Origin of the sequence: Streptomyces sp. P13-3-3 (assembly GCF_050571355.1) — a bacterium.
GTDB classification, from domain to species: domain Bacteria; phylum Actinomycetota; class Actinomycetes; order Streptomycetales; family Streptomycetaceae; genus Streptomyces; species Streptomyces althioticus.
Map to the genome: position 1 here is coordinate 3,626,196 of NZ_CP192228.1, position 14,643 is coordinate 3,640,838.

At 73.5% G+C, this 14,643-nt stretch carries 16 protein-coding genes; 8 read left to right on the plus strand and 8 right to left on the minus strand.

The genetic code is table 11. The features are described 5' to 3' along the window. Nucleotides 1-44: 44 nt before the first annotated feature. The 3 genes from ACQZOG_RS16605 to ACQZOG_RS16615 form a co-directional block, all read right to left on the minus strand. The gene (locus ACQZOG_RS16605) at nt 45-1,310 is read right to left on the minus strand and encodes a DUF2637 domain-containing protein (RefSeq protein WP_033272615.1); all 1,266 of its coding nucleotides are present in this window, start codon (nt 1,308-1,310) and stop codon (nt 45-47) included. Between the two features lie 88 nt (nt 1,311-1,398). Next, nucleotides 1,399-2,241: a DUF3558 family protein gene (locus ACQZOG_RS16610; protein ID WP_084206919.1), complete on the minus strand. Its 843-nt coding sequence runs from the start codon at nt 2,239-2,241 to the stop codon at nt 1,399-1,401. 118 nt (nt 2,242-2,359) lie between these two features. Then, entirely contained in the window at nt 2,360-3,193 is an 834-nt protein-coding gene (locus ACQZOG_RS16615; RefSeq protein WP_033272613.1) for a hypothetical protein, read from the minus strand. A 216-nt stretch (nt 3,194-3,409) separates the two neighbouring features. On the opposite strand from ACQZOG_RS16615, the gene ACQZOG_RS16620 reads away from it, so the two are divergent. Beyond that, nucleotides 3,410-4,603 (plus strand): RtcB family protein, encoded by a 1,194-nt coding sequence (locus ACQZOG_RS16620; RefSeq protein ID WP_261675420.1) that lies wholly within the window; start codon nt 3,410-3,412, stop codon nt 4,601-4,603. Nucleotides 4,604-4,622: 19 nt separating this feature from the next. On the opposite strand, the gene ACQZOG_RS16625 is transcribed toward ACQZOG_RS16620, so the two are convergent. The 4 genes from ACQZOG_RS16625 to ACQZOG_RS16640 all read right to left on the minus strand — a co-directional run bounded on the left by ACQZOG_RS16625 (nt 4,623) and on the right by ACQZOG_RS16640 (nt 6,623). Further along, nucleotides 4,623-5,186, minus strand: coding sequence for a dihydrofolate reductase family protein (locus ACQZOG_RS16625; protein ID WP_261675421.1), 564 nt, complete (start codon nt 5,184-5,186; stop codon nt 4,623-4,625). Between the two features lie 49 nt (nt 5,187-5,235). Next, nucleotides 5,236-5,424, minus strand: a complete 189-nt coding sequence (locus tag ACQZOG_RS16630; protein ID WP_203550350.1) for a hypothetical protein — start codon at nt 5,422-5,424, stop codon at nt 5,236-5,238. Then, a complete protein-coding gene (locus ACQZOG_RS16635; protein ID WP_261675422.1) occupies nt 5,421-6,200 on the minus strand; it encodes an SDR family NAD(P)-dependent oxidoreductase in 780 nt (259 codons plus the stop codon). Before ACQZOG_RS16635 ends, ACQZOG_RS16630 begins: the two co-directional genes overlap by 4 nt. An 87-nt stretch (nt 6,201-6,287) precedes the next feature. Beyond that, a complete protein-coding gene (locus ACQZOG_RS16640) occupies nt 6,288-6,623 on the minus strand; it encodes a YnfA family protein (RefSeq protein ID WP_033272608.1) in 336 nt (111 codons plus the stop codon). A gap of 235 nt (nt 6,624-6,858) precedes the next feature. Here ACQZOG_RS16640 and ACQZOG_RS16645 point away from each other — a divergent pair, with 235 nt between their 5' ends. The 7 genes from ACQZOG_RS16645 (at nt 6,859) to ACQZOG_RS16675 (ending at nt 13,989) form a co-directional block, all read left to right on the plus strand. Further along, complete coding sequence (locus ACQZOG_RS16645; protein WP_193469422.1) at nt 6,859-7,320, plus strand: MarR family winged helix-turn-helix transcriptional regulator; 462 nt, start codon at nt 6,859-6,861, stop codon at nt 7,318-7,320. Nucleotides 7,321-7,384: 64 nt separating this feature from the next. Continuing rightward, complete coding sequence (locus ACQZOG_RS16650) at nt 7,385-8,494, plus strand: LLM class flavin-dependent oxidoreductase (RefSeq protein WP_033272607.1); 1,110 nt, start codon at nt 7,385-7,387, stop codon at nt 8,492-8,494. Next, complete coding sequence (locus ACQZOG_RS16655) at nt 8,491-9,348, plus strand: FMN reductase (RefSeq protein WP_430741596.1); 858 nt, start codon at nt 8,491-8,493, stop codon at nt 9,346-9,348. Before ACQZOG_RS16650 ends, ACQZOG_RS16655 begins: the two co-directional genes overlap by 4 nt. Nucleotides 9,349-9,421: 73 nt before the next feature. Further along, nucleotides 9,422-10,150 carry a response regulator transcription factor gene (locus tag ACQZOG_RS16660; protein WP_033272605.1) on the plus strand — a complete coding sequence of 243 codons (729 nt, stop codon included), beginning with the start codon at nt 9,422-9,424 and terminating at the stop codon, nt 10,148-10,150. A gap of 48 nt (nt 10,151-10,198) precedes the next feature. Next, nucleotides 10,199-11,593: a sensor histidine kinase gene (locus ACQZOG_RS16665; protein WP_033272720.1), complete on the plus strand. Its 1,395-nt coding sequence runs from the start codon at nt 10,199-10,201 to the stop codon at nt 11,591-11,593. Between the two features lie 378 nt (nt 11,594-11,971). Next, nucleotides 11,972-13,237 (plus strand): ArgE/DapE family deacylase, encoded by a 1,266-nt coding sequence (locus tag ACQZOG_RS16670; protein WP_261675423.1) that lies wholly within the window; start codon nt 11,972-11,974, stop codon nt 13,235-13,237. A gap of 44 nt (nt 13,238-13,281) precedes the next feature. Beyond that, a complete protein-coding gene (locus ACQZOG_RS16675; RefSeq protein WP_033272603.1) occupies nt 13,282-13,989 on the plus strand; it encodes an AAA family ATPase in 708 nt (235 codons plus the stop codon). A gap of 24 nt (nt 13,990-14,013) precedes the next feature. On the opposite strand, the gene ACQZOG_RS16680 is transcribed toward ACQZOG_RS16675, so the two are convergent. Further along, nucleotides 14,014-14,643 carry a VOC family protein gene (locus ACQZOG_RS16680; protein WP_037640957.1) on the minus strand — a complete coding sequence of 210 codons (630 nt, stop codon included), beginning with the start codon at nt 14,641-14,643 and terminating at the stop codon, nt 14,014-14,016.

The following is a 14,643-nucleotide window of genomic DNA, read 5'->3' on the forward strand; positions in this document are numbered from 1 at the left end:
GGATCACCGGGGGCCCCTCGTCGTGCCCGTGTATGTGCGCCGGGTCAGGCGATGTGGTCCTCCTCCAGCTCCGCGGCGTGGCGGGCCTGGAAACGGTCGACGAGGTCCTTCAGGGCGCTCGGGCTCAGCGTCACGCCGTAGGTCGCCTCGATGTTGTCGCCGAGGACGCGGGGGGTCGGGTAGCTGCCGTCTATCGACTGCCGGAAGACCTGGTAGAAGTCGTCCTCGCCCGGTTCCGTGTCCGGCGCCGCGCCGCCTTCGCCCAGATCCCGGGTGCGCCCGCCCGGGATGACCGGGATGGGGAAGGTGCCGGTCTCCTCCGGGGCGGGTTCCTGGAGGGGCGGCTCCTCCTGGTACTGGTCCTCGTACTGCTCCGCCTGGCGCTGTTCGGCCATCCAGCGGGCGTACTCGTCCGGGTCGAACTCCGGGTCGTAGCCGCCGTGGTACTCCACGGACTGGGGGTCGCGGGCGTGCAGCCAGGGGTTGGACGGCTCCTCGTCCCTGCGCTCGGGCTCGAGTTCCAGGCGCTGCTCGCCGGACGGCACCTGAACCTGTGCCGCCGCAGCGGTACGACCGCCCGCAGCCGCGGTCATCTCCGGCGCCGGAGGGATCAGCGCCGGCTCGATGCCCGCCGCCGCCAGGCCCGCCGGGGCCGTCTCGGCCAGGGGGACGCCGTACTTGGCGAGGCGGAGCGGCATCAGGGACTCGACCGGGGCCTTGCGGCGCCAGGCGCGGCCGAAGCGGGAGCGCAGACGGGCCTGGTAGACCAGCCGCTCCTGCTCCAGCTTGATCACCTGCTCGTAGGAGCGCAGCTCCCACAGCTTCATGCGCCGCCACAGCAGGAACGTCGGGACGGGCGACAGCAGCCAGCGGGTGAGCCGCACGCCCTCCATGTGCTTGTCGGCGGTGATGTCGGCGATCCGGCCGATCGCGTGCCGGGCGGCCTCCACGGAGACCACGAACAGCACGGGAATCACCCCGTGCATGCCCACACCGAGCGGATCCGGCCAGGCCGCCGCGCCGTTGAAGGCGATCGTGGCCGCCGTCAGCAGCCACGCCGTCTGCCGCAGCAGCGGGAACGGGATGCGGATCCACGTCAGCAGCAGGTCCAGCGCCAGCAGGACGCAGATGCCGGCGTCGATGCCGATCGGAAAGACGTAACTGAAGTCGCCGAAGCCCTTCTTCAGGGCCAGCTCACGGACCGCCGCGTACGAACCGGCGAAGCCGATCCCGGCGATGACGACGGCACCGGAGACGACCACGCCGATGAGAATTCGGTGCGTCCGTGTCAGCTGAATGGGCGCGGCCACCCGTACTCCCCTCCCAGTGCGTGTTGTTGCGCGCAACAGAGTGGCACATGTGTACGGGGAACGGGTGGCCGGTTCCGGTTGGGCGAGGTCAGCTCTTGCCGGAGGCGGACGCCGAGGGCGCCCCGGAGGCCGACGCGGACGGCCGGCCCGACGCCGGGGCGGACGGCGAACCGCTCGCCCCGGCCGGGCCGTTGGCCCGCGTCACGGACAGCACGGCCTCCCGGGCGGCCTTCTTCGCGTCCGACAGCAGCGCGGCGGCGTCCGGTGTCTTGTCGCCCGCCAGGCCCGCGCCGTTGTAGTCGAGGGTGACGACCACGTTCTCCACCCGCGCCACGACCGTCTGCTGCTTGAAGGTGCCTTCCTTCTTCTTCAGGTCGTAGCGCACCGCGGTCGCCTCGTCGCCGGTGCCGGCCACCGCCTGGGCGTTCAGGCCCTTCGCGCCCGGCGTCGCCCGGACCTCACGCACCTGCTTGTCGTAGTACTCCTGGGCCAGCTTCTCGCCCGGGCCGCGCGTGGTGTCGGACTCGAAACGCAGCAGCGACACGTTCAGCCAGCGGAACTGCGAGCCCTTGACGCCGTTGTTGTCCAGGCTGCTCCAGGAGCAGCTGGCCCGCGACGCCACGTCGTCCGAGGTGCCCTCCTTGCCGGACTTGGCCTTGGGCGCCAGATCCTTGAGGGTCTTCTTGCTCAGCACCCCGCACGCCTCGGGCAGCGTCCGGTACGCCGCCGCCTGCACCGTCGGCGACGGGCTCGCCGACGCCGAGGCGCTCGCCGCCTTGTCGCCGCCGTCGTCCGATCCGGAATCCGAGGAGCAGCCGGTGGCGACCAGCATCACGGGGACGGCTGCCGCGCAGACAAGGACGCGGGTCAGGCGCTTGGCTCGCTCGGGCTGCTCTCGCTGTGCTCGTCGCTGCATGGTTCCTTCACTCATGACGCTCGTGTTCCCTGCGGTCGGAACGGTGTCCGAGGGGTCACGGTACGCGCCCTGTCACCCGTACGGCCGTACTTCGCGGGCCTCGCGGAGAGCGTGAAGGGGCGGTGAACGACGGTCAGCCGCCGAGCGAGTCGGACAGCTCGGCGGCCAGTTTCCGGGCCCTGTCCTGCATTTCCTTGCTGTCCGGGACCGCTCCGACGGTCACCGGCTGCTCCGCGTACTCGATGGTCACGATGACGTTGGACGTGCGGAACGCCACAGTGACGGTGCGCTCCTGGACGGTCGATCCGGAGCTGCTGAGCGCGTCGTCGAGGAACGCCTCGTCGCCCAGGTCCTCCAGGACCCGCGGCTGGAGCTCGGACGGGGCGACGGAGGGCGACCCGGTCGCCGACGGTGCCGAGGGCGAACCGGACGCCGCTGCCGACCCGCTCGGGTCCGCCGGGCCGGTGCTCGCGCCGGAGCCGGTCGGGGAGGGGGAGCCGGAGCCCGTCACCGTCGGCGCGGGCAGCTGCGCCGCCGTCCGCCTGCGGGCGAACAGCTCCTCGGCCTGGGCGTCGTCGCTGACCGCGTTGTCGTAGGAGACGACCCGTTCCAAGTCGACCAGCAGCCGGTCGGTCGCCGCGAGCGACTCCACCTTCCAGCGGCAGCCCACCTTGCGGTCGGTGTCGTAGGTGAGCGTCGCCTCGCCCGCGTACGCCTTCTCCCGCTGCTGCTGGTCCGTCAACTCCGTGAGCCCGGGCAGCAGTTCCTCCAGCGTACGGTCGCCGACCACGCCGCACGGCTCGGGAAGGGTGGCGTACCGGCCGGGCTGGGCCGCCTGGGTCGCCGTGCCGGCGCTGCCCGGGTTGGAGTCGTCCGCCTGTCCGCCGCTGTCCGGGCTGCCGGTGCAGCCGGCCAGTACGGCCGCGAGGAGTGCGGCGACGCCGGGTCCGTACGCCTTCCGCTGCACGGTCCAGGTCCTCTCGACGGTGGATGCGGGCCGCTGCCCGCCGGGTCCTTCCAGTGTCCCCGCTGGTTATTCGCTTGCCGCAGGGGGGAGCCGTTCGCAGACAATGTGTATCGCACGCACTGCCGCGGACGCCGGTCCGGTATCCCTTTTCATCGACCTTGGCGCCGGTTTTGCGTTATGAGACTTGTGTTGTGTTACCGGGGGAATGAGGACGTCGTGTCGTACGTGGAACTGCCGGGCGCGAAGGTGCCGATCCGCATGTGGACGGACCCGGCGACGGTGGAGGAGGGCGCGCTCCAGCAGCTGCGCAACGTCGCCACCCTGCCGTGGATCGAGGGCCTGGCCGTCATGCCGGACGTCCACTACGGCAAGGGCGCGACGGTCGGTTCGGTCATCGCGATGCGGGGCGCGGTGTGCCCGGCGGCGGTGGGCGTGGACATCGGCTGCGGCATGTCCGCGGTGAAGACGTCCCTGACGGCGAACGACCTGCCCGGCGACCTGTCCCGGCTGCGCTCGAAGATCGAGCAGGCGATTCCGGTGGGCCGCGGCATGCACGACGACCCGGTGGACCCCGGCCGGCTGCACGGCTTCGCGACGGGCGGCTGGGACGACTTCTGGACCCGCTTCGGCGGGGTCGCGGACGCGGTGAAGTTCCGCGAGGAGCGGGCGACGAAGCAGATGGGGACGCTCGGGTCCGGGAATCACTTCGTCGAGGTGTGCACCGATACCGAGGGTTCCGTCTGGCTGATGCTGCACTCCGGATCGCGCAACATCGGCAAGGAACTGGCCGAGCACCACATCGGCATCGCGCAGAAGCTTCCGCACAACCAGAACCTGGTCGACCGCGACCTCGCCGTCTTCGTCGCGGACACCCCGCAGATGGCGGCGTACCGCAACGACCTGTTCTGGGCGCAGGAGTACGCCAAGTACAACCGCACGATCATGATGGCGCTCCTCAAGGACGTGGTCCGCAAGGAGTTCAAGAAGGCGAAGCCCACCTTCGAGCAGGAGATCAGCGCGCACCACAACTACGTGGCCGAGGAGCGTTACGAGGGCATGGACCTGCTCGTCACCCGCAAGGGCGCGATCCGCGCGGGGTCCGGCGAGTACGGGATCATCCCGGGCTCGATGGGCACCGGTTCGTACATCGTGAAGGGGCTGGGGAACGCGGCGTCCTTCAACTCCGCGTCGCACGGCGCCGGCCGGCGGATGAGCCGGAACGCGGCCAAGCGGCGCTTCACGGCGAAGGACCTGGCCGAGCAGACCCAGGGCGTGGAGTGCCGCAAGGACTCCGGCGTCGTGGACGAGATCCCGAGCGCCTACAAGCCGATCGAGCAGGTCATCGACCAGCAGCGCGACCTCGTCGAGGTCGTGGCGAAGCTGAAGCAGGTCGTCTGCGTCAAGGGCTGAGCGCGCGCCGCGTGCGGGGTCACCTCCGCACGCGGTGCCGCATGTAGACCGTCTGCGAGGCGAGGACGCGGGTCTCCACCAGGTCCAGGTGGACGCGGTGCTCGTCGTGGGGGAAGTAGCGGGTGCCGCCGCCGACCAGGACCGGGTGGACGACCGTGCGGTACTCGTCGATCAGGTCCGCCGCGGCCGCCTCGGCGGCGAGTGCCGCGCCGCCGATCGCGATCCCGCCCGCGCCCGGCTCCTTCCGCAGCCGCGCGATCTCCTCGGCGACGCTGCCGGTGGCCAGGCGGGCGTTGCCGCGCACCTCCGTCAGCGTGCGGGAGAAGACCACCTTGGGCAGGGGGTTCCACACCTCGGTCCACTCGCGCTCCGCGTCACCGAGCGACGGGTCGTCGGCGGCGGTCTCCCAGTAGAGCATCGTCTCGTAGAGCCGCCGGCCGAGCAGATGGACGCCGAGCTCGCGGGTCTCGTCGATCCAGAAGCGGAAGACCTCCGGGTCCGGCGCCGACCAGTCGAGGCCGCCGTCCGGCCCGGTGATGTAGCCGTCGAGCGAGATGCCCATCGCGTAGGTCACGTCGCGCATGGCCGGTCCTCCTCGGTGTCGGGGTCCCCCGTACCCGTACAGGATGGCCCTACTTGGCGTGCCGCACCGCGTAGATCATCACGAACGCCACGATGTGGATGCCGAAGAGGAAGTAGCCGAGGTACAGCCAGACGTAGCGCTCGCGCTTCTTCTCCAGGGCGAGGCGGCGCCGCTCGCCGTCGGTGGTCCCGCCGCCGTCCGCGGCGGCGCCCTCGGGCGTCCCGCCGTCCGTCGTCACCGTCCCTCCCGGTGCACCTTGGTGTTGGACGCCTGGGCGCGCGGGCGGACGACGAGCAGGTCGATGTTGACGTGCGGCGGCCGGGTCACGGCCCAGGCGATGGTGTCGGCCACGTCGTCCGCGGTGAGGGGCTCGGCGACGCCCTCGTAGACCTTGGCCGCCTTGTCCGCGTCGCCGCCGAACCGGGTCAGGGCGAACTCCTCCGTCTTCACCATCCCGGGCGCGATCTCGATCACCCGCACCGGGCGGCCGACGATCTCCAGGCGCAGGGTCTCGGCGAGGACGTGCTCGGCGTGCTTGGCGGCCACGTAGCCCGCGCCGCCCTCGTAGGTGGCGTGCCCGGCGGTGGAGGAGACCACCACGACCGTGCCGTCGCCGCTCGCGTCCAGCTTGGGCAGCAGGGCCTGGGTGAGGTTGAGGGTGCCGATGACGTTGGTCTCGTACATCGTGCGCCAGTCCTGCGGGTCGCCGGTGGCGACCGGGTCCGCGCCGAGCGCGCCGCCCGCGTTGTTGACCAGCACGCCGACGGTGCGGAACGCGGTGGCGAACTCGTCGACGGCGGCGCGGTCGGTGACGTCGAGGGGGTACGCCGTCGCGGAGTGCCCGGCCGCGGTCAGCTCCTCGGCGAGCGCCTCGATGCGGTCCTTGCGGCGGGCGGTGAGGACGACGCGGTAGCCGGCCTCGGCGAGCCTGCGCGCCGTGGCGGCGCCGATTCCGCTGCTCGCGCCCGTGACGACGGCGATACGGGACGCGGCGGGCGGTACGGCGGTGGCCATGAGCTGCTCCTCGGGCGGTCGGGGGCCGTGCCCGGCCAGCATAAGCGGCGGTGCGAAGGGGGCCGGCGGGCCCTCGGGCGGCGCTCGTCAGCCGTTCCGCGGGGCCCACATGATGACCGCCATGCCGGCCAGGCACACCAGCGCGCCGGTGATGTCCCAGCGGTCCGGGCGGTAGCCGTCGGCGACCACGCCCCACAGGATCGAGCCGGCGACGAAGATCCCGCCGTACGCGGCGAGCACCCGGCCGAAGTGGGCGTCGGGCTGGAAGGTGGCGACGAAGCCGTACGCGCCGAGGGCGAGGACGCCGCCGGCCGCCCACATCCAGCCGCGGTGTTCGCGTACGCCCTGCCAGACCAGCCAGGCGCCGCCGATTTCGAGGATCGCGGCGAGGACGAACAGGGCGGCGGAGCGGAGGATCAGCATGGCGGCAGCTTCGCACGGGCCGCCCGCGTCACCTGTTGGAGGGCGCCTGCGCCCGTGCGGTGCGAGGGATACATGCCCCGTGACGGACGCAGCGGACGGACGGACCGGGGACATGACGACGACGGCGGGGCGGCCCGGGGAGCGGAGGGCGGCGGAGTCACCGGGCTCGCCGGGCTCGCCGGGGGAGAGGCGGGCGCGGCTGACGGCGGAGCTGGCGGTGGTGGCCCGGCGGTACATGGCGTCGTATGCGCTGCTGAACCAGGCGCTCGCCGACCGGCTCGGCCTGCACCCGACCGATCTGCAGTGTCTGAACCTGCTCACCCTGGAGCCCGGTCCGGTGACGACCGGGCGGATCGCGGAGCTGACGGGGCTGACCACCGGGTCTGCGACGCGGCTGGTGGACCGGCTGGAGCGGGCCGGGTACGTGGTGCGGGCGCGGGACGCGGGCGACCGGCGGCTGGTGCTGGTCGCGCCGGTGCCGGAGCGGGTCGCCGAGGTGGCGCGGGTGTGGGAGCGGGTCGGCAGCGGCTGGTTCGCGCTCTTCGACGACCTGGACGACCGTGAGCTGGCCCTGTTCGTCGAGCACATGCGGCGCACCACGGAGTACGGGGCCGAGCAGGCGGCCCGGCTGCGGGCGGGGGAGCCGATGCCGGTGGGGGCGGGGGGTCGGGAGGCCGTGTCGGGGCAGACGGAATAGGAGGAGGCCGGGCGCCGTTCCAGGGGTATAGTTGAACCATAAACAACCTGGAGGGTGAGCGGCCATGCAGTTCGGGATCTTCAGCGTCGGGGACGTCACCCCCGACCCGACGACGGGGCGTACGCCGACCGAGCGCGAGCGGATCAAGGCCATGGTCGCCATCGCGCTGAAGGCCGAAGAGGTCGGCCTGGACGTGTTCGCGACCGGCGAGCACCACAACCCGCCGTTCGTGCCGTCCTCGCCGACGACCATGCTCGGCTACATCGCGGCCCGCACCGAGCGGCTGCTGCTGTCCACCTCCACCACGCTGATCACCACCAACGACCCGGTGAAGATCGCCGAGGACTACGCGATGCTGCAGCACCTGGCCGACGGCCGGGTGGACCTGATGATGGGGCGCGGCAACACCGGCCCGGTCTACCCCTGGTTCGGCCAGGACATCCGGCAGGGCATCAACCTCGCGATCGAGAACTACGCCCTGCTGCACCGGCTGTGGCGGGAGGACGTCGTCGACTGGGAGGGACGCTTCCGCAGCCCGCTGCAGAGCTTCACCTCCACGCCCCGCCCGCTGGACGGCGTGCCGCCGTTCGTCTGGCACGGGTCCATCCGCTCGCCGGAGATCGCCGAACAGGCCGCGTACTACGGCGACGGCTTCTTCCACAACAACATCTTCTGGCCGGCCGACCACACCAAGCGGATGGTCGAGCTGTACCGGAGCCGGTACGCCCACTACGGGCACGGCACCCCCGAGCAGGCGATCGTCGGGCTCGGCGGGCAGGTGTTCATGCGGAAGAACTCGCAGGACGCGGTGCGGGAGTTCCGGCCGTACTTCGACGTCGCGCCGGTGTACGGGCACGGGCCCTCGCTGGAGGAGTTCACCGCGCAGACCCCGCTGACCGTGGGCTCCCCGCAGCAGGTGATCGAGAAGACGCTGTCCTTCCGCGACTACGCCGGCGACTACCAGCGCCAGCTGTTCCTGATGGACCACGCCGGGCTGCCGCTGAAGACCGTGCTGGAGCAGCTCGACCTGCTCGGCGAGGAGGTCGTGCCGGTGCTGCGGAAGGAGTTCGCGAAGAACCGTCCGGCCGACGTGCCGGAGGCGCCCACGCACGCCTCGCTGCTGGGCGCCGCGCGGAAGGGCGCCGACGCCGGCCGGGAAGGGGCGCGGACATGAGGATCGTCGTCGTGTCGGCCGGGCTGAGCGTGCCGTCGTCCACCCGGCTGCTGGGCGACCGGCTCGCCGCGGCCGCGGCCGAGGCGTCCGGCGCCGGGCCCGGCGACGTCCGGGTGGTCGAGCTGCGGGACCTCGCCGTGGAGATCGCGCACACCTTCACCAACGGCTTCCCCGGCCCCGCGCTGTCGGAGGCGTTCGACGCGGTGAGCGGGGCGGACGGGCTGATCGTGGTCACGCCGGTGTTCTCGGCGTCGTACAGCGGGCTGTTCAAGTCCTTCTTCGACGCGCTGAGCTCCACCGACCCGGACGCCCTGACCGGCATGCCGGTGCTGATCGCGGCGACCGGCGGCAGCGCGCGGCACTCCCTGGTCCTGGACCACGCGCTCCGTCCCCTCTTCTCCTACCTCCGCGCGGTCGTCCTCCCGACGGGCGTCTACGCGGCCTCGGAGGACTGGGGCGCGGAGGGGCTGGACGCCCGGATCGGGCGGGCGGCCGGGGAACTGGCCGCGTGGGCGACGGGCACGGTCCGTCGCCGGCCGGCCCCGGCCGGCGTACCGGGCCCGCGTGACGTCCCGGTCCTGACCGGTACGGAGTCCGCCCTGGGCGGCCCGGCCCCCCGGCAGGCCGCCGCCTCGGCCGACGACACGGGTCCGGACGGCCGTCCGTCGCCCGCGACGCCTCTCTCGACCGGCGGGGCGGAGCCTGGTGAGGCGCCCGGCGGGAGGGCGGCCCAGCACTCCGGGGGCGGGTCCCGACACGGGACGCCCGGGGGCGCGCCCCTCCCCAAGAAGGACACGTTCGAGAACGTCACTCCCTTCGAGGAACGGCTCGCCGCGCTGCGCCCTGGTGGGTGAGACGGCGGTAAGAAGCGGGGGCCCGGACGGCCGGCGGGGCCGCCGGGTCCCGGCGGCTTGGCACACTGGGCGGGTGCCGCACACCGTTCTGCTCGCCGAAGACGACCGCGCCATCCGCAACGCGCTGGAGCGCGCGCTGACCCTGGAGGGCTACCACGTCACGGCCGTCGCCGACGGCGTCGAGGCCCTCGCGCAGGCCCACCGCAGCCGGCCCGACGTGCTGGTGCTCGACGTGATGATGCCCGGCATCGACGGGCTCCAGGTGTGCCGGGTGCTGCGCGCCGAGGGCGACCGCACCCCGGTGCTGATACTGACCGCGCTGGTGGAGACCGCCGACCGGATCGCCGGGCTCGACGCGGGTGCCGACGACTACGTCGTCAAGCCGTTCGACGTCGAGGAGGTCTTCGCCCGGCTCCGGGCCCTCCTGCGCCGCGCGGCCCCCGCGCCCGCCGAGCCCGAGCCGCCCGCCGCCCAGGAGGCCGAGGCGCCCGCGCCGGCCGGCCGCATCCTGGAGGCGGCGGGGCTCCGCATGGACCCGCAGGCCCGCCGCGCCTGGCGCGGAGACCGCGAACTGGAGCTGACCCGCACCGAGTTCGAGCTGCTGGAACTGCTCGTCCGCCACGCCGGCGTGGTCCTCGAACACTCCACCATCTACGACCGCATCTGGGGCTACGACTTCGGCCCCGGCTCCAAGAACCTCGCCGTCTACGTCGGCTACCTTCGCCGCAAGCTCGACGAGCCCGGCGCCCCGCAGCTCATCCACACGGTGCGCGGGGTGGGCTACGTGCTGCGGGAGGGCTGAGTGGCGGCCGGCGGCGGTGCGCGCGGGCCGTCGGTCCCGCGCCACCGGATGCGGCTGCTGTCGCTGGGCACCACCTTCGCGGTCGCGTTCGCCGCGGTCACCGCGACCGTGACGCTGCTGGTCGGCTTCCTGTCGTACAACGCGGCCGCGCGGCTGGTGCGGGTGGACCAGCAGTCCGTCTTCGACGAGGTGGTGGAGGACCTGAGCGCGGAGGTCCGGCGGAACCGGATGTCGCCGCACGACTTCTCCTCCGCCGCGCCCGGCCACGACCTGGTGCGTCCGGCCCGCACCGACGTGCAGGTGCTCGGCCCGGACGGCGGGGTCGTCGACCCCGGCAGCCCGGGGCTGCCCGTGGAGGACGACGACCGCCGGATCGCGGGCGCCGCGGACGCCGGGCGGGTGGTCGTGCACGCCGGGGTGGACGTCGGCGACGACGTCTACCGGGTGGCGACCGTCTCCCTGGGCGGCGGCCGGGGCGCGGTGCAGGTCGCGCAGGAGTTCAGCGACACGGAGGACCTGCTGCGGGCCCTGCAACGGCGCACGTTCCTGCTCATGGCGGCCGTGGTGGTCGCCGCCGGGCTGTTCGGCTGGTGGCTGGCCCGGCGCATCACCCGCCGCCTCGTGGTGCTCACCAACACCGCCGAGGCCGTCGCCCGCACGCGCCGCCTCGGCATCCAGGTCCCGGTCGCCGGCTACGACGAGGTGGGGCGCCTCGGCCGCGCCTTCGACCGGATGCTGGGCCGGCTCGCCCAGTCCGAGGAGGACCAGCGCCGGCTGGTCCAGGACGCGGGACACGAACTGCGCACCCCGCTCACGTCCCTGCGCACCAACATCTCCATGCTGCGCCGCATCGACGAGCTCCCGCCCGACAGCCGTGAGGAGCTGGTCACCGACCTCGCCCAGGAGGCGCGGGAGCTGACCGACCTGGTCAACGAGCTGGTCGACCTGGCGGCCGGTCAGTCCGACACGGAACCGCCGCAGCGGATCGACCTCGCGGACGTCGCCGAGGAGGTGGCGGGCCTCGCCCGGCGGCGCACGGGCCGCGAGATCCAGGTCCACGCCAGCGGTGACACGACGACCCACGGACGGCCCGGGATGCTCACCCGGGCGCTGTCCAACCTGGTGGAGAACGCGGTCAAGTTCGACCGCGAGGGCCGGGCGCCGGTCGAGATCCACGTGGCCGGTCCGGCCCGCCCGGGCACGGTGCGGGTGGAGGTCCGCGACCGGGGGCCGGGCATCGCCGACGACGACCTGACCCGTGTCTTCGACCGCTTCTACCGGGCCGCCGACGCGCGCGCCCTGCCGGGCTCGGGCCTGGGCCTCTCGATCGTCCGCGAAGTGGCGCTCGCCCACGGCGGAGCTCCCTACGCCTTCCACCGGGAAGGCGGCGGCACGGTCACCGGCTTCACGGTGGCGGGGGCGACGGGGGAACGGGAGACGTAGCCGCTCCGCGGCCACCCACCGACCGGCCTGATCAGGCACGCGCCTCCGCACGGGCCGCCCGTGGACGCTCGGGCCGGGACCGGGCCCCGCTCCCGCCCGTGCACCGGACCGGTCGCGGCTTCGCCCTGGGGCGCCCTTGAGGCGGCCCAAGCACGTGCTCCCGGGCAGCAGCCGGTGGCCGGGGTGTCGTGCGGGCGTCTCCCGGTCAGGTGGGGGACTGGCCCGTCCGGCAGGACAGGCACCACGGTCCACGGGACGGCGTCGGTGTCGGTTCCGGCGTGTCTCAGCGGGCCGTGCCTCGGAGGCGTACACCCCCTGCGCGCTGCGCAGGATGCATGCGGGGGCCGTGTCGGGCCGGTCCCCGTGAGGGGAGGGGTCGTGCTGAACGACGACGAGAGCGCCGCGCTGGCCGCGGTGGACGCCGCGGCGACCGCGCGGACGCTGATGGAGCTGATCTCCGTGCCGAGTGTCACGGGGAGCGCCGCCGAGTCGGAGCTGCAGCATCAGCTCGCCGGGCGGCTGGAGTGGCTGGGCCTCGACGTCGACCTGTGGTCGATGGACCTGCCCGCGCTGCGCGCCGAGCCGGACTTCCCCGGCACGGAGGCGCCGCGCGAGGAGGCGTGGGGACTGGTGGGGACGACACCCGACGGGGGCGACGGGCCGACGCTGATCCTCCAGGGCCACGTCGACGTCGTACCGCCGGGGGACCTGGCCGCGTGGGACGGGGATCCGTTCGTGCCGCGCGCGGAGGGGGACCTCGTGCACGGGCGCGGGGCGTGCGACATGAAGGCCGGTCTGGCGGCGCACCTCGCCGCGCTCGCCGCGATACGGGCGGCGGGGGTCCGGCTGCGCGGACGGGTCGCCGTGCACTTCGTGGTCGGCGAGGAGGACGGCGGCCTCGGCGCGTTCGGCACGCTGAAGCGCGGTCACACCGGGGACGCCTGTGTCATCGCCGAACCCACCGCCGGAACGCTGATCACCGCCAACGCGGGCGCGCTGACCTTCCGGATCGCCGTGCCGGGCAAGGCCGCGCACGGCAGCTCCCGCGACGGGGGCGTCAGCGCCGTCGACGCCTACCTCCCGCTGCACCGGGCGCTGGCCGCGCTGGAGGAGGAACGCAACCGGGACCCGGACCCGCTGCTCGCGGAGTACCCGCTGCCGTACGGCCTGTCGGTGGGCACGCTGCGGGCGGGGGACTGGGCCAGCAGCGTGCCGGACCTGCTGGTCGCGGAGGGCCGGTTCGGCGTACGGCTCGGTGAGGACCCGGCGGAGGCGCGGGCCGCGCTGGAGCGGTGCGTGGCCGAGGCGTGCGCCGCGGACCCCTGGCTGCGTGACCACCCGGCGACGGTGACCTGGCCGGGCGGGCACTTCGCGAGCGGCACGCTGCCCGAGGGGCACCCGCTGGCGGACACGGTCGGCGCCGCGCACGCCGACGCGACGGGCGGGGGCGTGCCCCGGCGGCGCGGGGCGACGTACGGCAGCGACCTGCGGCACTACACCGGCGCGGGGATACCGGCCCTGCAGTACGGGCCCGGCGACATCGCGGTGGCGCACAGCGCGCGGGAGCACGTGAGCGTGCCGGAGGTGGTGGAGACGGCGCGGACCCTGGTGCTGACGGTGCTGCGGACGGTGGGCACCAAGTGAGCGGTCGGTCTGCCCGCCGGGCCGCTCCGTGACAGACTCGACCCGTGATCATCGAACGTGCGTACGCCCATGTGGGTGCGTACGACGCGGGGGAGTGGCCCTGGTCGGTCCCGTGCGTCCGCGCGCTCCTCGACGGCGGTCTGCGGTTCACCGCCCCGGTCACCTTCGTCGTCGGCGAGAACGGCTCCGGCAAGTCGACCCTGGTCGAGGCGCTCGCCGAGGGCTTCGGCCTGGACCCGTGGGGCGGCTCGCACGAGTGGCGGTACGCGAGCCCCCGCGCCAAGTCGGTGCTGGGCGAGCACATCCGCTTCGACGCGGCGCCCCGCGGCCGCCGCATGCTCGCCTCCTGGTCCGCCCGTCAGGGCTTCTTCCTGCGTGCCGAGACCGCCCTCGACGCCCTCGGCCGGGAGGGCCTCGCGCCGGACGAGCGCAGTCACGGCGAGGGGTTCCTCGCGGCGTTCCGCGACAAGTTCCTGCGCCCCGGCCTGTACGTCATGGACGAGCCCGAGGCCGCCCTGTCCTTCTCCTCCTGCCTGGAACTGCTCGGCCACATCGACCAGCTGACACGGGCCGGCGCGCAGGTGGTGTGCGCCACCCACTCCCCGCTGCTGACCGCCCTGCCCGGCGCGGACGTCGTCGAGGTCGGCGACCACGGCATCCGGCGCACCGCCTGGCAGGACCTCGCCCTGGTCGACCACTGGCGCCGCTACCTCGCCGACCCGACGGCGTACCTGCGGCACGTACTGGGGTGACCCGGCCCCGGCGGCAGGGGCGTGTCACTCGTCCGGCTTGCGCTCCGGCGCCTCGCAGACGTAGCCGTCGGGGTCGGTGAAGGGGCCGGCCGGGCTGACGAGGGCGATGCGGTGGGAGCCGCTGCCCTCGGTGGACACGCCCGTGACCTTTCCGAGCGCCTTGCGCTTGTACAGCGACAGCTTGACGCTGCCGGGGTCGCCCTTGAACTCGACGTACTTGCCGCCGAAGCTCTTGCCGACGGTCAGCCCGCGCTCGACGTAGAACTGCCTGGTCGCCTTCACGTCCTCCACGCCGAGCAGCAGCACGATCTCGTCGATCGCCCGGGTGACCGGGCCGGTGTTCTTCTTCGTCGAGGTGACCAGCTGCCAGATCGTGCCGTCGGGCGCCTGGACGACGCCGCCGTAGCCCCACAGGGACTTCTCGGCGGGCTTCAGCCGGGTGGCGCCCGCGTCGAGGGCGGCGCGGTGCAGGGCGTCGACGTCACCGGGCTGGGACACGACCAGCGAGAGGGTGAAGCCGCGGAAGCCGCTCGTGGGCTCGTCGGACGGGCGCAGGCGCACCCGCTCCCGGTCCAGGCCGAAGGCGTCGGAGTAGAAGCGCGCGGCGGCCGTGGGGTCGGCCACCTCCAGCGTGACGGAGTCGATGGAGTTCAT